At 42.3% G+C, this 20,533-nt stretch carries 14 protein-coding genes; 3 read left to right on the top strand and 11 right to left on the bottom strand.

The features are described 5' to 3' along the window. Positions 1–355: 355 nt before the first annotated feature. The gene (locus B3R63_RS03395) at positions 356–982 is read right to left on the bottom strand and encodes a superoxide dismutase (protein ID WP_005015109.1); all 627 of its coding nucleotides are present in this window, start codon (positions 980–982) and stop codon (positions 356–358) included. 149 nt (positions 983–1,131) lie between these two features. Then, positions 1,132–1,890, bottom strand: a complete 759-nt coding sequence (locus B3R63_RS03390; protein ID WP_286728294.1) for a Nif3-like dinuclear metal center hexameric protein — start codon at positions 1,888–1,890, stop codon at positions 1,132–1,134. A gap of 170 nt (positions 1,891–2,060) precedes the next feature. Here B3R63_RS03390 and B3R63_RS03385 point away from each other — a divergent pair, with 170 nt between their 5' ends. Further along, the gene (locus tag B3R63_RS03385; RefSeq protein WP_005015106.1) at positions 2,061–3,242 is read left to right on the top strand and encodes a S1C family serine protease; all 1,182 of its coding nucleotides are present in this window, start codon (positions 2,061–2,063) and stop codon (positions 3,240–3,242) included. 52 nt (positions 3,243–3,294) lie between these two features. Here B3R63_RS03385 and B3R63_RS03380 read toward each other — a convergent pair whose 3' ends face one another. The 9 genes from B3R63_RS03380 to B3R63_RS03340 form a co-directional block, all read right to left on the bottom strand. Then, positions 3,295–4,542, bottom strand: coding sequence for a multifunctional CCA addition/repair protein (locus B3R63_RS03380; protein ID WP_286728293.1), 1,248 nt, complete (start codon positions 4,540–4,542; stop codon positions 3,295–3,297). An 85-nt stretch (positions 4,543–4,627) separates the two neighbouring features. Then, positions 4,628–6,898: an NADP-dependent malic enzyme gene (locus B3R63_RS03375; protein ID WP_005015102.1), complete on the bottom strand. Its 2,271-nt coding sequence runs from the start codon at positions 6,896–6,898 to the stop codon at positions 4,628–4,630. A 357-nt stretch (positions 6,899–7,255) separates the two neighbouring features. Next, a complete protein-coding gene (locus B3R63_RS03370) occupies positions 7,256–7,975 on the bottom strand; it encodes a 16S rRNA (uracil(1498)-N(3))-methyltransferase (protein ID WP_286728292.1) in 720 nt (239 codons plus the stop codon). 40 nt (positions 7,976–8,015) lie between these two features. Then, the gene (gene metF / locus B3R63_RS03365; RefSeq protein WP_286728291.1) at positions 8,016–8,852 is read right to left on the bottom strand and encodes a methylenetetrahydrofolate reductase [NAD(P)H]; all 837 of its coding nucleotides are present in this window, start codon (positions 8,850–8,852) and stop codon (positions 8,016–8,018) included. An 81-nt stretch (positions 8,853–8,933) separates the two neighbouring features. Then, positions 8,934–10,316 carry an adenosylhomocysteinase gene (ahcY, locus tag B3R63_RS03360; protein WP_005406147.1) on the bottom strand — a complete coding sequence of 461 codons (1,383 nt, stop codon included), beginning with the start codon at positions 10,314–10,316 and terminating at the stop codon, positions 8,934–8,936. A 481-nt stretch (positions 10,317–10,797) separates the two neighbouring features. Beyond that, positions 10,798–12,237 (bottom strand): cryptochrome/photolyase family protein, encoded by a 1,440-nt coding sequence (locus B3R63_RS03355; protein ID WP_286728290.1) that lies wholly within the window; start codon positions 12,235–12,237, stop codon positions 10,798–10,800. A gap of 138 nt (positions 12,238–12,375) precedes the next feature. Next, on the bottom strand, positions 12,376–12,858 hold the full coding sequence (locus B3R63_RS03350) for an FKBP-type peptidyl-prolyl cis-trans isomerase (protein ID WP_005015096.1): 483 nt from the start codon (positions 12,856–12,858) through the stop codon (positions 12,376–12,378). 138 nt (positions 12,859–12,996) lie between these two features. Then, complete coding sequence (locus B3R63_RS03345; RefSeq protein ID WP_286728289.1) at positions 12,997–14,268, bottom strand: NAD(P)/FAD-dependent oxidoreductase; 1,272 nt, start codon at positions 14,266–14,268, stop codon at positions 12,997–12,999. A 115-nt stretch (positions 14,269–14,383) separates the two neighbouring features. Then, the gene (locus B3R63_RS03340; protein WP_286728288.1) at positions 14,384–15,697 is read right to left on the bottom strand and encodes a D-alanyl-D-alanine carboxypeptidase PBP6B; all 1,314 of its coding nucleotides are present in this window, start codon (positions 15,695–15,697) and stop codon (positions 14,384–14,386) included. A gap of 180 nt (positions 15,698–15,877) precedes the next feature. Between B3R63_RS03340 and B3R63_RS03335 the strand changes: the two genes are divergently transcribed. After that, positions 15,878–17,581 (top strand): M61 family metallopeptidase, encoded by a 1,704-nt coding sequence (locus B3R63_RS03335; RefSeq protein WP_286728287.1) that lies wholly within the window; start codon positions 15,878–15,880, stop codon positions 17,579–17,581. A 516-nt stretch (positions 17,582–18,097) separates the two neighbouring features. Next, positions 18,098–20,335, top strand: a complete 2,238-nt coding sequence (locus B3R63_RS03330) for an NADP-dependent isocitrate dehydrogenase (protein ID WP_286728286.1) — start codon at positions 18,098–18,100, stop codon at positions 20,333–20,335. The last annotated feature ends 198 nt before the right edge of the window (positions 20,336–20,533 follow it).

Here is a 20,533-nt window from a genome sequence, read left to right as displayed (position 1 = left end):
AGCTATGGGAGAATCTGTGGGCTATTCTATGGAGGAAGAGATAAATGGTCAAGTGGAAACAGCTAAAAAATCATTAGATTTAAAGCGTTTGTTTTAAAAATATTCAGTAAGTGAATCTTGGCGAACAATAAGACCCATCAATAGGAATAATTTGAATATATTCTTGGCGTAATAAAAAAAGCCCACTTAAATAAGCNNAGCTATGGGAGAATCTGTGGGCCATTCTACGGATCAATTATATAGGCGTCAATTAAATAATTTATAAGAATAAACTGATTGATCTATAAATATTCATTTATAAAATAATGTAATAAAAAATCACCCCGCAGGGTGACTTTTTAAGGCAAGAGAAAGATTATTTCTCAACTCCAGCAGGCTGGCCTGCAAGTTTTGCATTTACATATTCCCAGTTTACCAGGCTTTCCAGGAAAGTAGAGATGTACTTAGGGCGTGCATTGCGGTAGTCGATATAATAAGCATGCTCCCATACATCAATGGTCAGAATCGCTACTTTACCATGAGCCAATGGCGTATCCGCATTTGAAGTTTTCATGATTGACAGGTTGCCATTTACTTCATCAGCTACTAACCAAGCCCAACCTGAACCAAACTGTGTAGTAGCCGCAGTTGCGAATTCTTCAGCAAATTTTTCATAAGAACCGAAAGCTGCATCAATTTTCTCAGCAACAGGACCAGTAGCTTTACCGCCACCATTTTTAGTCATACAGTTCCAGTAGAATGTATGATTCCATACTTGGGCTGCATTGTTAAAAATACCTGCTTTAGATGCATCACCCGCAGTTGCTTTGATGATGTCATCCAGCTCTTTACCTTCGAGGTCAGTACCTTCGATTGCTTTAACCAGATTCACCACATAAGTGTTGTGATGTTTGTCATGGTGGAATTCTAAAGTTTCTTTACTAATGTGCGGCTCAAGCGCATCGTAGTCATAAGGAAGAGGAGGTAAAGTAATGGTTGTCATGTTCTAATTCCTTGCATTTGCTGGGTTATACAATTAAGTGCCTCTATTGTAATTGATTATCTGCATGGTAGGCCACGCTTTTTAAATAACAATACATAATAAAGGCCGAATTTATAAACTTGTAAACAATTCCAATCGTAACATAAGGTTTAAACCGGATTGTTCAGTTCATGATAATGATATTCGAGGGCAAACTGTTCAGCCAGTGCTTGACCTAAGCGTTGTACACCATAACGTTCAGTCGCATGGTGCCCACAGGCATAGTAATGTACATCTAATTCCTGAGCCTCATAATAAGTTCGCTCACTAACCTCACCGGAAATATAAGCATCACAACCCTGGGCAGCTGCTTTAGTAATGAAATCCTGAGCAGCTCCAGTACAAAAACCTATTTTTTGCACAGATAACTTTTCCGCAGGTAGATGAAGTACCTGGGTATTTAAACGTTCTGCCAGATAATTTCTAAATGCTTCCGGACTTAATGCTTCTGGTAAATAACCAATGTTACCCACCGGATGCCGTTCAGATGGATCAAGTGCTTCAAGATGCTCAAGGCCAAGTAAATCAGAAATGGCAGCATTATTACCCAATGTTGGGTGCGAATCTAAAGGTAAATGAAAAGCGACAAGAGAGATATTATTCTGTATTAAAGTTTTAATACGTTTGCCGCGCATGCCGGTAATCGGATAGGGTTCGCCTTTCCAGAAATAACCATGATGAACCAATAGCAGATCTGCTTTTTGTGCAATCGCCGCATCAATAGCTTCTTGTGATGCAGTAACTGCACACAAAATTTTATTTACTTCCTGCGAGCCTTCAATTTGCAAACCGTTCGGCGCATAGTCACGAAATTCGGAAGTTTTCAATGTCTGATCACACCATTGAAGAATATCAGTCAACCTGGCCATGATTTACCTTAATAATTAAAATGGACAATGGGATATAGAAACATATTTTATCTTGTAACTAAAGCCAGACAAAACTTTAGTGTGTTTTAAAGCGTATATTTTGTATTTGTATTACAATCACCTAGATCTATTACGCATTAACAAATCAAAAGAATCTAGAGGATAATAACGTGCGCCGAACCTTTGCCTGGTTACCTTGGGTACTGCTGGTCATTGTGATTATCAGTTTTATTGGCTGGCAGAAATTCCATCAGCCCAAAGCGCCAGTCGCTGCTGATGGCGTAAAAATGCCTGCTGAAAAAGTTGAACCTTTAATTGATACCTCCCGTTCTGGAGGAGTAGTCTCTTATAATGCCGCAGTAAAAGTTGCTGCGCCTGCGGTGGTTAATATTTTTACCACGCAAAAAGTTCGGCAGATGAATCATCCCTTATTAAATGATCCGGCATTTCGTGAATTTTTTGGGGATCAGCTACCAGACCAGTTTAATAGCCAGCAGAATGAAAACAGTCTTGGCTCAGGTGTTATTGTGCGTCCTGATGGATACATCCTGACCAATAACCATGTAGTGGCACAAGCAGAACAGATTGTGGTGGCTTTAAATGATGGTCGCCGTGCTGAAGCAAAAATTATTGGTACTGATCCTGATACTGACCTTGCCGTTATCAAGATTGAACTGGATAAATTACCTGTTTTACCTTTTAAACTTAGTGGTAATGAAGTCGGTGATGTGGTGTTGGCAATTGGTAACCCGTTTGGGGTAGGGCAAACGGTAACGCAGGGAATTATCTCTGCAACTGGACGTTCTGATTTGGGAATAAATACCTATGAAGACTTTATCCAGACAGATGCTGCAATTAACCCGGGTAACTCAGGCGGTGCATTAATCGATGTTGCAGGTAATCTGATTGGGGTAAATACGGCAATTTTCTCACAGACCGGTGGCTCACTTGGAATAGGTTTTGCCATTCCGGCTAAAGTCTGTCAGCAGGTGTTAAATGCCATTTTGAAAGATGGCCGCGTAGTAAGAGGATGGCTAGGAATCAGTCTGGTCCCACCTGCACAAACTGATGTACTGGCACCACGTGAGCCAGGTGTCGTAGTTGCGGGAGTACTGGGTAATGGCCCAGCTGCCAAAGCCGGTGTAAAGGTAGGGGACCGCATTTTAAAAGTGAATAATGAGCAGATTACCTCAACATCGCATTTAATCAATTATGTCGCTTTGCAAGCACCGAACAGCACTATCCAGCTTCTGGTGGAGCGCGAAGGCAAGCAGCAGACCTTAAACGTAAATGTAGGAGAGCGTGAAGTTCAGAATCAGGACTCCCAGTTTATTCCATTACCTCGCCGTTAATCTTCCAGTAAAAAGCCTCCATATGGAGGCTTTTTTTATATTTATTTTAAAACTACAACTGGTTAGAAGATTGAGAAGAAAGAAACTCAGCCTTAAATGTGGCAATAGCTTCAATTCGGCGCTGAATCAACATTTCTCCAATATCCGGCCCTTGTATTTCCGGAGGTAAGTCTTGCGCCTTGATTGAACGGACAATCTCGATGACTTGATACATGTAGCTGGCTTGCGGATAAGGACGGTTTTCTAGACCTAAGCGGCCTCTAGAGTCACATTCACATGCCTGTACAAAAGCTTCGACCCGTTCCGGACGGCGTAAAACGTCTAAACGTTGCAACAGGCGCCATAAGGTTCCAGGTTTTAGAGTTAAAGCCTGATGGCATTTTAAGTGTTCTTTGCAGACTGCCAGAGCCAGTTGCTTGGTAGTAGCAGGAACTTTTAAACGATCGCATACAGCAGTTACGGGTTTTACACCACGTTCTTCATGCATGATATGGCGGGGTAGAATATCTGTTGGCGTAAGGGCTTTGCCAAGGTCATGAACCAGTACCGCAAAACGTACATCAAGTGAATAATTCGCCTGACATGCCTGCTGTAAGGACATCAGCGTATGAATACCACAGTCAATTTCAGGATGATATTCTGGCCGTTGAGGAACTCCAAACAGGGCATTCAGTTCCGGTAACAGGATATTTAAAGCGCCACATTCACGTAAAACTTCAAAATAGACATCAGCGCGCTGTTCCATTAAGGCACGAGAGGTTTCTTTCCAGACCCGCTCTGGGGTCAAAGTATCCAGTTCGCCTGTATTAACCAGTTGCTGCATGAGGCTCATGGTCTCTTCAGCAATCTTAAAACCGTAAGGAGCATAGCGAGCAGCAAAACGGGCAACACGTAATACCCGAAGCGGATCTTCAATAAAGGCATCGGAAACATGGCGTAAAACTTTATTTTTGAGATCTTGCCGGCCCTGATATGGATCATATACCTGACCTTGTTCATCCATGGCCATAGCATTAATCGTTAAATCGCGACGGATTAAATCTTCTTCCAGAGTCACGCTGCTATCCGTATGAAATTCAAAACCATGATAGCCCTGACCGGATTTACGCTCAGTACGCGCTAAAGCATATTCATCCTTAGTATCAGGATGCAGAAATACTGGAAAATCCTTACCAACTGGCATAAAACCCTGAGCGAGAAGCTGCTCAGGCGTTGCTCCTACCACAACATAATCTTTTTCTTGATAGGGATGGCCAAGCAAATGGTCCCGGACAGCACCGCCTACTAAATAAACTTGCATGAAAAAACCTCTATTCTTCAAGCAATCATGCAACAGAATAGAGGTTTTCTCAAGTAAAGAACTTTAGCTTTTATTCAGTTGAAGCTTATACCTCAGCTTGCTGAATTTCAGCAACAGTCAGTGCAGTCATATTAACCAGACGACGGGTGGTGGCGGTTGGGGTTAAAATATGCACCGGTTTGGCAGCACCCAGCAGAATCGGGCCAATTGTTACGTTATTGCCTGAAGTAGATTTAAGCAGGTTAAACGAAATATTGGCTGCATCCAGATTTGGCATAATCAGCAAGTTGGCAGAACCTTTGAAGCGTGAATTCGGGAATGCAAAATGACGAATATTTTCATCAAGTGCTGCATCACCGTGCATTTCACCTTCAACTTCCAGCTCTGGCGCAATACGTGACAGAATTTCATATACCTGACGCATTTTTTGTGCACTTGCATCCGTCTGGTCAGAACCGAAGCTTGAATGTGATAACAGGGCAATACGGGGCGCGATCCCAAAACGGCGTACTTCTTCAGCTGCCAGAATTGTCATTTCAGCGAGCTGCTCGGCAGTCGGATTAGTATTGACATAGGTATCTGCAATAAACAGGGTGCGGTCTTCAAGCATTAATGCATTTAAAGTAAAGAACGTACTACGACCTTCACGTAACCCAATGACATTTTTAACAAAATCTAGGTGAATGTCATAGCTTGAATATGTACCGCAGAGCATACCATCTGCTTTGCCATGACGTACCAGCATGCCTGCAATCAAAGTGGAGCGGCGACGTGCCTCACGCTGTGCATATTCAGGTGTTACCCCTTTACGCTGCATTAACTGATAATAATCGTCCGCAAACTTTTCATAGTCAGGATTCTTTTCCTGATCTACGATTTCAATATTTACGCCCTGTTCAAGACGCAATCCTAGTTTTTTGATATTAGCTTCAATAACCGCAGTACGTCCAACCAGAATCGGCTTAGCCAGACCTTCATCTACTGCAATCTGAACAGCACGTAATACACGAAGGTCTTCACCCTCAGCATAAGCAATGCGTTTCGGATCAGTCTTCGCCTGTGCAAAAATTGGCTTCATGATAAATGCCGAGTTATAAACAAACTCGGACAAACGCTGGCGATAAGCTGAGAAATCTTCAATCGGGCGGGTAGCTACACCAGAATCCATCGCTGCCTGAGCGATAGCAGGAGCAATTTCCAGAATTAGGCGTTGATCCAGTGGACGCGGAATTAAATATTCACGGCCAAATGAAGCTGATTTTTCGCCATATGTCGCTGCATCTGCTTCAATATGTGCCATACGTGCAATCGCATGTACACAGGCAATTTTCATTTCTTCATTAATTGTAGTTGCACCCACATCAAGTGCGCCACGGAAGATATACGGGAAGCACAGGGCATTATTGACCTGATTCGGATAGTCTGAACGGCCTGTTGCCATAATGACATCAGGACGGACCTCGTGAGCATGTTCAGGCAGAATTTCAGGGTCCGGATTGGCAAGTGCGAAAATAATCGGGTTCTCTGCCATTTGCTTGACCATTTCTTTGGTCAGGATACCTGCGGCAGAAAGCCCCAGGAACATATCTGCACCGGCCATGACTTCATGGAGCTGGGTTTGCGGAATGTCCTGTACATAGCGTTTTTTAGACTCATCTAGCCCATCACGTGAGGTAGTTAGCAGGCCTCGAGAGTCAGCAACAATAATATTGTCTTTGTTTACGCCCAGCGCACACAGCAGATCAAGACAAGATAACGCAGCAGCACCGGCGCCTGAGGCTACAATCTTGATCTCATCAATTTTTTTATTGATCAGTTGCAAGGCATTTAGTAGGGCAGAACCTACAATAATACTGGTACCATGCTGGTCATCATGAAATACCGGGATATTCATGCGCTCACGGAGTTTGCGCTCAATATAAAAACATTCTGGTGCTTTAATGTCTTCAAGGTTGATACCGCCGAATGTTGGCTCAAGTGCTGCCACAATATCAACAATCTTGTCGGGATCATTTTCAGCAATTTCAATATCAAATACATCGACACCGGCAAATTTTTTAAAGAGTACGCCTTTGCCTTCCATTACCGGTTTAGAGGCTAATGGACCAATATTTCCCAGTCCTAAAACAGCAGTACCATTACTGACCACAGCAACCAGATTGCCCCGTGCCGTATATTTTGCGGCAGCTGAAGGGTCACGTTCAATCTCAAGACATGGAGCTGCAACACCTGGAGAATAGGCTAAAGCAAGATCACGCTGGTTGACAAGCTGTTTACTTGGAGTGACGCTAATTTTTCCTGGTGTTGGGAATTCATGATAGTACAAAGCTTGCTGTTTTAATGATTGATCGTCCATTTGAATCTCGATTGTTACATGTGTTGGCCCAGCAGCATGCTGGTCGGTTTTGGCTAAATTTTATCGAATATACCATTACTTGAGCGCTTATCCCAGCGTAAAACCAGGCTTTTTCCATTCACTCAAGTTATAGTCATAATGTCTGGCTTTATAGTTAAAATATTTTAAGAAAAAAGCGAGCTGAAAATAAAAGCTCACAATGCCCAGAGGATATAAGAGCTTATATCAAAATGATTACAGGTTTTTTTAAATACGAATATAACTGAAACTAGTCATTACTTAATCACATATTTACAAGCTTGAGTTAAAAGTGATGAATAATGAATTAATTTAACCTCGTATATCATCGGTATGATTTTAGCACGTTGAAAAATGGTGATTTAAGATAGATAAAGCGACTACAGGCGCTGTTTCAGTACGCAGTATGCGTTCTCCAATGCACCAGTTTTTAAAGCCAGCATGATTGGCCATGTCTATTTCTGCTTCACTCAACCCGCCTTCCGGACCGATTAACAGTGCCAGATCTGTTTGAGCATCGGTTAAAACATTCTGCTGACGCTTATTGGGAGCAAGCACTAGCCGGGTTGCTGGTAAATCTTGCTGTAGCCAGTCTGTGAGTGGAACAGGGGGTAATATCTCTGGAATTCGGTTCATGCCACATTGCTCACAGGCTGCAATTACAACAGCTTGCCAGTGATCGAGCTTTTTTTGATCGCGATCGTATTTTAAGCGCATTTCACAACGTTCTGATGTTAACAGCTGAATGGTCGTAACACCCAGTTCTGTGGCTTTTTGAATGACATAATCCATTCGGTCACCTTTGCTCATGACCTGACCCAATACTGTTGTAAAAGGTGGAGTACGATCTACCGGGTTAGACGTCCTGATTGCAACAGATGCAGTTTTCTTGCTGATTTCTGTCAAATTCGCTTCAAATTCACCACCCCGTCCATTGAACAGGGTGGCACTATCACCAATCTGTGCACGTAATACCTTCACCCAATGATGAAACACTGTTTCTGTAAGCTCAACTGTTGTTCCTACAGTTAAATCAGCTTCAATATAAAAACGTGGCATGAATGTATTACTCTTCAAAAAAGCAGATGATTAATTTAGCTCAGGCTAAACCCAGGTCAAGTACAAGCTGGCGGGCGGGTTCGGTCTGGTTCATTGAATAGAAATGCAGACTTGGTGCACCACCAGCAATCAGACGTTCGCAAAGCTTTAGCACGACTTCATGACCAAAAGCCTTAATCGCGGCACTGTCATCGCCATAAGCAGAGAGCTGTTTACGAATCCAGCGTGGAATTTCTGCACCTGTGCCGTCAGCAAAGCGGATCAGGTTGCTGGCGTTAATGATGGGCATAATACCTGGTGCAATAGGAATATGAATCCCTTCCTTTGCAAGGCGATCCAAGAAATAAAAATAGGAATCCGGGTTAAAGAAAAACTGGGTAATACCTGCATTTGCGCCAGCATTAACCTTTTCAATAAAGCGACGAATATCAGCATCAAAGCTTTCTGCCTGAGGATGCATCTCCGGATAGGCTGCAACTTCAATATGAAAGTGATCACCTGAATGTTCACGGATAAAACGTACCAGATCCTGTGCATATGGAAGTTCGCCCAGACCGACCTGACCGGATGGCAAATCACCACGCAGGGCAACAATACGTTTAATGTTTTGAGATTTATACAGATCCAGCAGCTCTGCTATACGTGCCTTATCATCCCCGATACAGGAAAGGTGAGGTGCTACCGGTGTACCCTTGCCATTAAACTCTTCAATTGCAGCCAAGGTACGTTCACGGGTGGAACCTCCGGCACCATAAGTCACCGAAAAGAATTCCGGATTCAAATGTTGAAGATCCTGGTGAACCAGTTTGAGCTTTTCTGCGCCAGCATCAGTTTTTGGCGGAAAAAACTCAAAAGAAATCGGAACACGTTTAGTCATTTTTCAAATCCTTTGTTTAATTTATAAATATGCCAGACAAAGAAAAGGGCAGGATGCCTAAACATCTGCCCTTAAGATATCTTAATATTTATAAGCGTCAGACTTGAACGGACCTTCTACCGGTACACCAAGGTAAGCTGCCTGCTCAGTGGTCAGTTGTGTCAGTACTCCACCAAAACCTGCAACCATTGCGGCAGCAACTTCTTCATCCAGTTTCTTCGGTAGCAGTTCTACACGGATTTTTGCTTGTTTTTGATCTTCTGAAAGATCAGCAAATTTCTCGGCAAACAGGTGCATCTGGCCTAAAACCTGGTTGGCGAAAGAACCATCCATCACACGAGATGGATGGCCTGTAGCATTACCCAGGTTCACTAAACGACCTTCAGAAAGAAGAATCAGATAATCGTTTTCATTTTCTGAACGATATACCTGATGTACCTGAGGTTTAACTTCAACCCATTTATAGCCACGCAGGTAAGCTGTATCGATTTCAGTGTCGAAGTGCCCGATGTTGCAAACCACTGCACCTGCTTTTAGTGTATCCAGCATCGCAGCATCACATACGTGATAGTTACCGGTTGTAGTAACAATCAGATCAGTATTTTTGAGAAGATCTACATTAATATCTTCTTTATTACCGGTCTGAACACCATTTTTATATGGAGATACTACTTCGTAACCATCCATGCAGGCCTGCATTGCACAGATTGGGTCAACTTCAGTTACGCGTACAATCATGCCTTCTTGACGAAGTGATTGTGCAGAACCTTTACCTACATCTCCATAACCGATAACAAGTGCACGGCGGCCAGAAAGCAGCATGTCTGTTGCACGTTTGATGGCATCGTTAAGTGAGTGACGACAGCCATACTTGTTATCATTTTTAGACTTGGTTACGGAGTCATTGACATTGATGGCAGGAACTTTCAGTGAACCGTCTTTCCACATTTCGAGTAGACGTGCAACACCCGTAGTAGTCTCTTCAGTAATACCATGAATTTTTGCAATCAGTTCAGGATACTTTTCATGTACAACAGCCGTTAGGTCACCGCCGTCATCCAGAATCATGTTGGCATCCCAAGGTTTGCCGTTTACATTGATTTGCTGTTCAAGACACCACATGTATTCTTCTTCAGTTTCGCCTTTCCAGGCAAAAACAGGAATACCAGATGCAGCAATTGCAGCAGCAGCGTGGTCTTGAGTCGAGAAGATGTTACATGAAGTCCAGCGAACTTCTGCGCCCAATTCAACCAGTGTTTCAATTAAAACTGCAGTTTGAATAGTCATATGGATACAGCCGAGAATTTTCGCGCCTGCCAGTGGTTTTGCTGCTGAATAACGCTTACGCAGACCCATCAGGGCAGGCATTTCAGCTTCAGCAAGTTTAATTTCTTTACGGCCGTAATCAGCAAGTGAAATATCGGCAACTTTATAATCTGTAAATGAAGCAGTAACCGCGTTCATCAGGATCTCCTAGAAAAAATAGTATGGATCATTCAGTTCGCGGATGCCGTTGTTGGTAAGCTTGAACAGACATACCGATCGTCGAGCCTGGCGATTTTACATTTAGTGCCTGTAAAACGTCGCAGCATCCCTCGACTAGCGCAGTATTGTACTTGGATTCTAAAAACGTTCCAAGTTATAAGATGCAATATTATTTATTTTCCTTATACCAAGGTTTTGACTGGTCAAAAGTCTGCCTGTTTTGGTTGTAGTTTTAAAAATTACATTACAGTTTTTAATCTTATTACCAGTTAAAAGTCATGATGCAATTTGCACTTAAATAAATATTATTTTTAATCTGAATAGTGAATACCTGACATGCAGTTTCTTATATCAGGTTTTAAAGTCCAGACGTGAAATCTGCTGTCAAAAAGCATCAATATTATTTCTGCAAAATACATATATTTGTATAATATCCAGTCTCTTTTTAAGAGTAGAAGTTCTACAAATACTGTTTAAAGTGGTCAATAGCCCGGGCACGACTGTATTTTAAATCTACTATGGGTTTTGGATAGTGCAGTTGCTGGACAGTTTTACTTTCATAGGGTGCGTGAATTGTTTTAGCATCCAGATGTGCCAGTTCCGGTATCCATGTACGGATATATTGACCTTCAGGATCAAACTTTCTGGACTGACTGACCGGGTTGAAAATACGGAAATAGGGCACTGAATCCGTGCCGGTGGAAGCACACCATTGCCATCCCCCATTATTTGCCGCCAGGTCACCATCAATCAAATGCTGCATAAACCACTGTTCACCTTGGCGCCAGTCAATCAGAAGATTCTTACACAAGAACATGGCTGTAATCATGCGGACCCGGTTATGCATCCAGCCAGTGACCAATAACTGCCGCATTCCTGCATCTACAATTGGAATACCAGTTTGGCCTTGCTGCCAGGCAGTTAATGCAGTTTTATCATCGTGCCAGGGAATATTCCGAGCATTGGCTTTGAAAGGTAAATATTTTGAGACATTTGGAAACAGATAAAGAATATGCTGATAAAATTCACGCCATAGCAGCTCATCTAGCCAGATGCTCTGGCCCTCCTGTTCAGGTACAAAGTACCCCCTTTGATGCCGGAATAAAGCCTGTATACATTGGCGTATAGAAAGTACGCCAATATTCAAATAGGCAGAGAGCTGACTGGTTCCGGAGTGTGCAGGAAAGTCTCGCTCAATATGATAATGCTGAATATGATTTTCAAGAAATTGTTCAAGTAATGTATGAGCATGGTTTTCGCAAGCAGGCCAGAGCTGTTGAATGGATTCTGGAACAGGTATGTCACAAAGCTGCCTGATATCTGGCGCTGTCTGCTGAAACTGATCAAGAGCAGGGAGAGTTATAGGATTTTGAGCTGTAATTTCTGTATAACATTTTGGTAGCGCTATTTCTAAACGGCTATAACAGGCTTTTTTAAAGGCACCAAAGACCTGATAAGGCTGTCCATTTTGGTTGGTAATACTACCGAAAGGGAATAGAGTGCGGTCTTGGTATAAAGTCAAAGCAATACCGGATGTATCGAGCAGTTGCTGACAGTCCTGATCACGTTGCTGCTCGTTTATACCTGCCTCAATATGGGCATGTATTTGCTGAACACTTAAACTTTGACAGCATTCAAGCAAAAACTCAGGAACTTCCTTCCAAAGAGGAATAGTTTTTATAATGATAGGGATATTGAGCTGTTTTAACTGTTCTTTTAAAACTTTAAGCTGTCTTAAATAAAGATCAATTTTGATCACGGCATCATCATGTTGCCGCCATTGAACTGGTGAAAGGGTAACAAGCGCAATGCAGGGACCAGTCTGTCTGGCATGCCATAATGCAGAATGGTCAACAATACGTAAATCCTGACGGAACCAGACCAGTTGATATGCAGACATAAAAGCCAGTAATTAAAATAACATTATGTTTATCATTAAGAAAAATGGTTAAAAAATCAAGCTGAAGCTATTTCTAATACTGAAAAATAACTATAAAAAAAGCAAAGCCTGAGCTTTGCCTTTTTTGATCAGATGATCTTAGTGGTGGTGACCACCCGCGCCATGAACATGCCCATGATCAAGCTCTTCTTGAGTTGCATCACGGATATCAACAATTTCAACTTCAAAAGTCAGGTCTTGACCAGCTAGCGGGAAGTTCGCATCAACCAGTACGTTTTCGCCTTCAACTGCTTTAACAGTCACAATCTGAACACCGTCATCAGTTTGTGCTTGGAACTGCATACCAGGCTGGATATTATCTACACCTTGGAACATTTGAGCTGGAACTTCCTGTACAAGGTCAGGATTATATTCACCGTAACCTTCAGCAGCAGGTACATTTACAGTAAATTTCTCGCCTACTGTTTTACCAGCCAACGCATTTTCCAAACCAGGAATAATGTTACCCGCACCGTGCAAATAAGCCAGTGGTTCACCCTGAGATTGGTCGAGAGTCTCGCCCTCTGCATTGGTCAGTGTATAGTGGAATGAAACCACATGATTATTTGCAATAGCAGTCATATTATTGATCCAGTCAATTTTTTGAAGGGTACATCATAAGATGAAACACAGCGCTTTTAGAAGAAAAATCCTAAAAAAACTGTGATTTCGATCTTTTTGAAGCCAATTTATTCAATTATGGGGTTGTGTGATGAAATTTCAATGCAATTTTATTTTCGGCCGAATTCTTCGTGTAACAAAATCTCTCACTGTGAGTGCACCAGCCTGGCTGTAGCCATATATATTAGCCTGATGTAAGCGGTATAGTGAGATATACAAGCCTTTGGCGACCGGTCCCTGGACATTTACCTGGCCCAGGAGTTGGCCCACAGCCTTATTCTGGCTTAATGAAATCAGTGAGCCCTTATCGGAAAAATGGAACATGGGTATTGGCCGCTCCGCAATACGGGCTGTTAAAGCTCTAACCAGAAAATTTGCTTGCTGGCTAGCAACCTGAGCACGGGGCCCAAGGGGTGGCTGGCCTGCTTCAAGCTGACAGTGCGCACAATCACCGAAAGCGAAAATATCCGGGTAACTATAAGTCTGCAGGGTTGCATAGATTTTAATACGGTTTAAGTGATCTTTTTCAAAGCTTTCTAGCTGTTCAATGACCTGCGGTGCCTTGATACCGGCTGCCCAGATATTTAAATCAGTTTGCAAGACACTTCCATCCTGAAAAGAGATATGGTCTTTAGCGACATGCTGTACTTTATGGCCAGTCAGGACTTCAATGCCTAGCGTTTTGATTTGTCGTAATGTATTTTCGGCCACTTTTTCTGGAAGGGCAGGCAAAATCCGGTCTGCTGCTTCAATTAAAGTAATTTTAACCAGATCAGGATGTATATGATTCAGGCCATAACGGTAAAAATTTTCTTTAGCCTCGACCAGTTGTGCTGCAAGCTCTACACCCGTTGCACCAGCACCGATGATTGCAATATTAAGATGATTAGGCTGTTGGGAATACTGTGCATCCAGATAAGTGTTCAATAAATCTTTCTGAAACTGGTCAGCCTGAGCACGGTTGTCCAGGAAATAGCAATATTCTTTAGCTCCTTCTGTATTGAAATCATTTGATACCGAACCTACAGCAAGTACTAGCGTGTCATAGCTTAACGTTTTAAGGTTTTTGCCTGTGGCGGAGCAAAGCTGAATCTGTTTTTTCTCGGGTAATACATTACATAGGCTGCCTGATACAAACTGGTAGTGATGTCTGGCGGCATGAGCAAAATAATTGACTTCCTCGCTATATGGGTCCAGCGTACCGGCAGCGATCTCATGAAGAAGAGGCTTCCAGACATGAGTAAGGTTCTGGTCAACTAGCGTGATTTTTGCTTTAGCTTGCTTGCCCAGACTATTGCCTAACCGGGTCACCAGTTCGAGGCCACCTGCGCCACCGCCGACCACGACGATATGATGTAATTCTTGAGCCATTTTGTACCTGTTTATATTTTATTTCTAAGGAAACATAAAAAAGAAGATGGCAAAACTATGCCATCTTCCTGATTGATTCTTTGTTATATTTATATGGGTTTATAGATTTTAACAGTTAAGAATTAAATACTTCTGGTGCAATTTTCATCTCATCATTACTCATAAACGGAAATAAGCTGACCAACCATAAAAAGATTCTCTGAAAAAAATTAGCTTCTTCAATATGCACTTCATTTTCAATATCAAATGTGCTGATCAGCTGGTTATTCTGATAGACATGCACAGTTGCAAGTTTCATGACCTGCATTAACGGGGCAGTTAACTGCTTGGTATTCAGTTCAATATTGATATGAGTGTTGGTCGTCTGCAAGGGTTCGATGGTTTGCAATATACCATTACCCGTATTAAGCATAATACGCTGGGTTGCATTATCAAAAGTCTGTAGGTCAATTGCATAAGGCTGGTTATATAAAGAGGTCGTTATAATCTTCAGTTGGGCTGACTTTACCTTAAACATTTTTAAGGTTGACTTGACTACCGGCAGTTCACCGAGTAGTTGTTTGTCTTTGATCGCAACTTCATCTCGCGTATATGCATAGCCTAGATTCAGCAACTTATAAGCTACCTCGGCACGTTTTATAGCACTGGTTGTACCCATAACTACTACAATCAGGCGGCGGTTAGGTAAATCTGCATTCATGGTAGGGCGACTGGCCGTAAGCGCAAGGTTATAACCCGCAGCTTTGGTAAAACCGGTTTTTAGTCCGTCTACTGTTGCATCCTGCTTGAGTAACAGATTGGTAGCACGATGAAAATGATTGTTATAGGTAAAGCTCTGCTGTTTGGAGTAATTTAGATAATCCGGTGTGTCATTTACCAGTGCCTGGCCCAGCAGTGCCAGATCATGCGCAGTTGAATAATGCCCATCCATGGTGATGCCAGCCGGATTGGTAAAATGAGTATTTTTCATTCCAAGCTTTTGAGCTTCCTGATTCATGCGTTCAATGAATGCAGGCACGTTTCCAGAAATTCGCTCTGCTAAAGTCACCGCAGCATCATTGGCTGACATCACAATAAGACCAGCCAGAAGCTGATCAACTGAAATCTGCTCGCCTTCCTTCAGATACATCTGAGATTCATCCCACATGACCATTTTTACCACCGGGGTCGCAGTCAGAATTTCATTTCGATTCAGTTTCCCGTTCTCAATTTCCTTGAGGGCAATATAAGCCACCATCATCTTGGTAAGTGAAGCAGGTGAGCGCTGTACCTCACTATTATATTCGGCAATTATCTGTCCCGACTGCGGGTCCAGAATGCTCCAGGCTGCGGCTTCAACTGATTCAGGGACCACCTGAAGCAGGCGGGCGTTGGCCAGACTGGCACAGCACAAGCTAAATAAAATAAAGAGGTAAGCAAATATTCTCAACGGGAAGTACCTTTATATGCCGGATTGATCGCAGATGATGCGAAAAACACAGGCATGCTATGCCTTTTTTTTTCTGAATGCTAGCGACTTTTAAGGACAAATAAGACTTATCCGCATCACTTTGTAAAAAAATGCTAAGCTAAATGCTAATTTCTTTCTGTTGATCTTTTATTACGACTTATGTTGCATTATCAAATCGAGTTCGATGACTATCGCCAGCACCTGATTCACGTAACTTTACGCTTCTTGGCCAATCCAAATCAGGTCCTGTGGTTACCGACCTGGATTCCGGGCAGTTATTTGATTCGTGAGTTCTCAAAGCATATCGAAGCAGTGAAAGCCTATGATGAAGCAGGCCGGATTTTAAACATCAGTAAGACTGAAAAAAATAAATGGCGCCTGTTTAATACAGACCATGAGCTGATTACGGTTGAATATGATGTGTATGCCTATGATCTTTCAGTTCGCGGAGCTTATGTTGACCAAACCCGTCTTTACGTAAATCCGGCCTGTGTTTGTCTGGGGCTGGAGGGGCAAGAAGACACAGCTATTGAGGCTGAGGTATTTTTACCGGAAGAGTTGAAACACTTTCAGCTTGCCACCGCTTTAAGCTCTAAGACACTAGTTCGAGGCCGTTATACCTTAAAAGCCAAGAATTATATGGAGCTTATTGATGCACCATTTGAACTGGCAGAGCAGACCCGTTTCAGTTTTAAAGCACAAGGCATTCCACATGAGTTTGTGGTATCCGGCAAACATGCAATGAATGTTGAGCGCATGCAGCAAGATATTGAAAAAATCTGTGCGACAGAAATTTCCATGTTTGGCTCAGCGCCGTTTGAACATTATACCTTTATGACCATGGCTACAGGTAACAGTTATGGTGGTCTTGAACATCCGAACAGTACCAGTTTAATTACTCCACGTGATGATTTGCCTAAGGCTGATGAGCCTGAAGAACCCTCCAAGGATTATCAGCGCTTTTTAGGACTGTGCAGCCATGAATATTTTCATTCATGGCTGGTCAAATTTATACGTCCAGAAAACTTTACTGACTATGATCTGAACAAGGAAGGTTACACTTCACTGTTATGGATTTTTGAAGGATTCACTTCTTATTATGACGATCTCATTTTATTGCGTAGCGGCGTAATCAAGCAGGAATCCTATTTAGAATTACTCAAAGCCCAGATAGACCGCTATTTACAAAATCCGGGCCGTTTTGTGCAGACCGTGGCAGAGTCAAGTTTTGATGCCTGGGTGAAATTTTACCGTCAGGATGAAAATTCAAACAATGCGGGCACCAGCTATTACAACAAAGGCTGCCTGGTAGCACTATGTCTGGATCTGGGCCTGCGTTTACGTGGTTCGAGCCTCGACGCTTTAATGCGTAAGTTGTATGAAAACACTCAAAACGGCATACAGGTAAATGAACGTACTATTTATGATTTGTGCGAGCAGTTGACTGGTGATAAGTGGATTGAACAGATTAATCATCTGATTAACACGACTGATGAATTGCCACTTGAGCAGCTCTTGCCGGAGTTTGGTCTTAGTTACAGTTTGAAAAATGACAAGTCTCTACCATTTGGTTTAAAACTGGCAGATAAAGCCGAGGGGGTAGTTGTGCAGACTGTACGCCGTGATGGAGTCGGTGCAAGAGCAGGACTTTCTGCCCATGATATTATTATTGCAATTGATGGTTTAAAAGCCACCACTAAACTGATTGAAAAATATGCAAAACAGCAAGGAAATTATAGCCTGCTTGCTTTCCGTCGTGATGAACTGATGCAGTTTGAAGTGCAAGGTGGTTCTACAGATCTAACTACTGTAGAGCTAAAAGTAGATAATCAAGCCAAGATTGAAACTTGGTTAAATGCCTAACAAGTGCTATATCTCACTTGAACCGGTACTCATGTACCGGTTTTTTATATTCTGTAATTTTAAAATTAGATATAGTTCGTTTTATCTTATAGAGTGAACTTATTATTTAGTAGAGCAAATCTTAAAATAGGATCTGCTTGATATAAACTATAAGAAATAGCTCATCATTTTATAAATAGAGTTTAGGTACCAAGCGGTAATATATTTGCTGTAGCTTGTAAGCAACTTAACTTAATAGTATTTCTTGGCGAAATAACAGTTGTGATGAATTGTATAAAAAGTGGTCGGTGTTTGGGAGGGTAATATTATATTTTATCTAAACTAACCATATTTCATAGTAAAGCTTTTAAGCTATACACTACTATTTCGTATCGAAATGTCGTTATCACAAGATCTTGCGTTGACTGAAAGGTCATGAGGGCTGATACTCTCAAGGTTTATTCAAGCATTTCGGTTTAAAGGGGCAGGGCCAAAAGCTCAATCCTTAAACACTCAATCCAACGCAAGGGGCTATATATGGCTGGTGGAAAGTCAACTATCATTTACACACTGACTGACGAGGCGCCACTGCTGGCGACCTATTCGCTACTGCCGATCATTGAGACCTTTACTAAGCCGGCCGGTGTTAAAGTTGTTAAAACTGACATTTCTGTGGCTGCACGCGTGCTCGCTGAATTCTCGGACTACCTCAGTGAAGAGCAGAAGGTAGTAGACAATCTTGCAGAGCTAGGTCGTCTTACCCAAGATCCAGATACTAATATTATCAAGCTTCCAAATATCAGTGCCTCTGTTGCGCAGTTGATCTCGTGTATCAAAGAGCTTCAATCAAAAGGTTATGCAATTCCGGATTATCCAGAAAACCCGGTAACTGAAGAAGAAAAAGCAATTAAGATACGTTATAGTAAATGTTTGGGTTCTGCAGTAAACCCTGTACTACGTGAAGGTAACTCTGACCGTCGTGCACCAGCTGCAGTCAAAAACTATGCGAAAAAACACCCGCACTCTATGGGTGAATGGAAGCCTTGGTCACAAACCCATGTTTCACATATGCAGGAAGGGGACTTCTACCACGGCGAAAAGTCAATGACACTTGACCGTGCGCGTAATGTAAAAATGGAATTGATCACCAAGTCTGGTGAAACCATTGTTCTGAAGCCAAAAGTAGCGCTTCAAGATGGCGAAATCATCGACTCAATGTTCATGAGCAAAAAAGCGCTTTGTGACTTCTATGAAAAAGAATTAGATGATTGTAAAGAAGCTGGCATCCTGTTCTCTTTACACGTAAAAGCGACCATGATGAAAGTATCACACCCGATCGTATTCGGTCACTGTGTGCGTATTTACTATAAAGATGCATTTGAAAAGCACGGTAAACTGTTTGACGAGCTAGGCATTAACGTTAACAACGGTATGGCTGGTCTTTACGAGAAAATTGAAACTTTACCAACCTCTGTACGTGAAGAAATTATTGCTGACTTGCATGCTTGTCAAGAGCACCGTCCAGCGCTTGCGATGGTTGATTCTGCAAAAGGGATCACTAACTTCCACTCACCAAATGATGTCATTGTTGATGCTTCTATGCCGGCAATGATCCGCGGTGGCGGTAAAATGTGGGGTGCTGATGGCAAACCTTATGACTGTAAAGCAGTAATGCCTGAATCGACTTTTGCACGCATCTATCAGGAAATGATTAATTTCTGTAAGTGGAATGGTAATTTCGATCCACGTACGATGGGTACGGTACCTAACGTTGGTCTGATGGCGCAAAAAGCTGAAGAATACGGTTCCCACGACAAGACATTCGAGATTCCTGAAGCGGGTATCGCGAACATCACTGATCTTGAAACAGGTGAAGTGCTGATGTCTCAGAATGTGGAAAAAGGTGATATCTGGCGTATGTGCCAAGTGAAAGATGCGCCAATCCGTGACTGGGTAAAACTGGCTGTAAATCGTGCACGTAACTCAGGTATGCCGGCTATCTTCTGGCTTGACCCATACCGTCCACATGAAAATGAGCTGATCAAGAAAGTACAGAAATACTTAAAAGATCATGATACGACTGGTCTGGATATCCAGATCATGTCTCAAGTACGTGCAATGCGTTATACGCTTGAGCGCGTAGCTCGCGGTCTGGATACTATTTCAGTAACAGGTAATATTTTACGTGACTACCTGACTGACCTGTTCCCGATTATGGAACTGGGTACATCAGCGAAAATGCTGTCTATCGTGCCATTAATGGCTGGTGGCGGCATGTATGAAACGGGTGCTGGCGGTTCTGCACCAAAACATGTTCAGCAGTTAGTTGAAGAAAACCACTTACGCTGGGATTCTTTAGGTGAATTCTTGGCACTGGCTGTTTCTTTAGAAGAAATGGGAATTAAGGAAGGTAATGACCGTGCCAAGCTGTTAGCCAGAACACTTGATGAAGCTACTGGTAAACTGCTCGACAACGATAAATCTCCATCACGTCGTACTGGTGAACTGGATAACCGCGGTAGTCACTTCTATTTATCACTATATTGGGCTCAGGCACTTGCTGCACAGGACGAAGATGCTGAACTTAAAGCAAAATTTGCTCCACTGGCCCAAGCCTTAGCTGAAAATGAAGAGAAAATTATTGCCGAGCTTGCACAAGTGCAGGGTCAACCAGCTGATATTGGTGGCTATTACGCTATTGATCAGGCAAAAGTAAATGCGGTAATGCGTCCAAGTACCACATTCAATAATGTAATTTCGAGCGTTGCTGTTTAACATTGTATAAAGCCGGATAACCTGCTGATAATATAAAAGCCAGTGCACATGCACTGGCTTTTTTAATCAAATACTAAAAAAACTTTTATAGAATGAATTTTTTATATGCTAAGGATATCACTGTTATTTTTAACTTTTATGTTTTAATTAGATTTATAAGATAGAACTCTAAACATTATTACTCCTATCTTTATTCCT

Source organism: Acinetobacter sp. UBA1297 (assembly GCF_002307755.1).
Classification (GTDB): domain Bacteria; phylum Pseudomonadota; class Gammaproteobacteria; order Pseudomonadales; family Moraxellaceae; genus Acinetobacter; species Acinetobacter radioresistens.
The sequence above is the reverse complement of the archived record's forward strand: the minus strand, read 5'-3'. Positions and strand labels throughout refer to the sequence as shown.

Bases quoted from the DNA above. Each gene is read 5' to 3' on its own strand.
- B3R63_RS03395 (WP_005015109.1), bottom strand. From the start codon at position 982: ATGACAACCATTACTTTACCTCCTCTTCCTTATGACTACGATGCGCTT.
- B3R63_RS03390 (WP_286728294.1), bottom strand. From the start codon at position 1,890: ATGGCCAGGTTGACTGATATTCTTCAATGGTGTGATCAGACATTGAAA.
- B3R63_RS03380 (WP_286728293.1), bottom strand. From the start codon at position 4,542: ATGCAAGTTTATTTAGTAGGCGGTGCTGTCCGGGACCATTTGCTTGGC.
- B3R63_RS03375 (WP_005015102.1), bottom strand. From the start codon at position 6,898: ATGGACGATCAATCATTAAAACAGCAAGCTTTGTACTATCATGAATTC.
- B3R63_RS03370 (WP_286728292.1), bottom strand. From the start codon at position 7,975: ATGCCACGTTTTTATATTGAAGCTGATTTAACTGTAGGAACAACAGTT.
- metF (WP_286728291.1), bottom strand. From the start codon at position 8,852: ATGACTAAACGTGTTCCGATTTCTTTTGAGTTTTTTCCGCCAAAAACT.
- ahcY (WP_005406147.1), bottom strand. From the start codon at position 10,316: ATGAACGCGGTTACTGCTTCATTTACAGATTATAAAGTTGCCGATATT.
- B3R63_RS03355 (WP_286728290.1), bottom strand. From the start codon at position 12,237: ATGTCTGCATATCAACTGGTCTGGTTCCGTCAGGATTTACGTATTGTT.
- B3R63_RS03350 (WP_005015096.1), bottom strand. From the start codon at position 12,858: ATGACTGCTATTGCAAATAATCATGTGGTTTCATTCCACTATACACTG.
- B3R63_RS03345 (WP_286728289.1), bottom strand. From the start codon at position 14,268: ATGGCTCAAGAATTACATCATATCGTCGTGGTCGGCGGTGGCGCAGGT.
- B3R63_RS03335 (WP_286728287.1), top strand. From the start codon at position 15,878: ATGTTGCATTATCAAATCGAGTTCGATGACTATCGCCAGCACCTGATT.
- B3R63_RS03330 (WP_286728286.1), top strand. From the start codon at position 18,098: ATGGCTGGTGGAAAGTCAACTATCATTTACACACTGACTGACGAGGCG.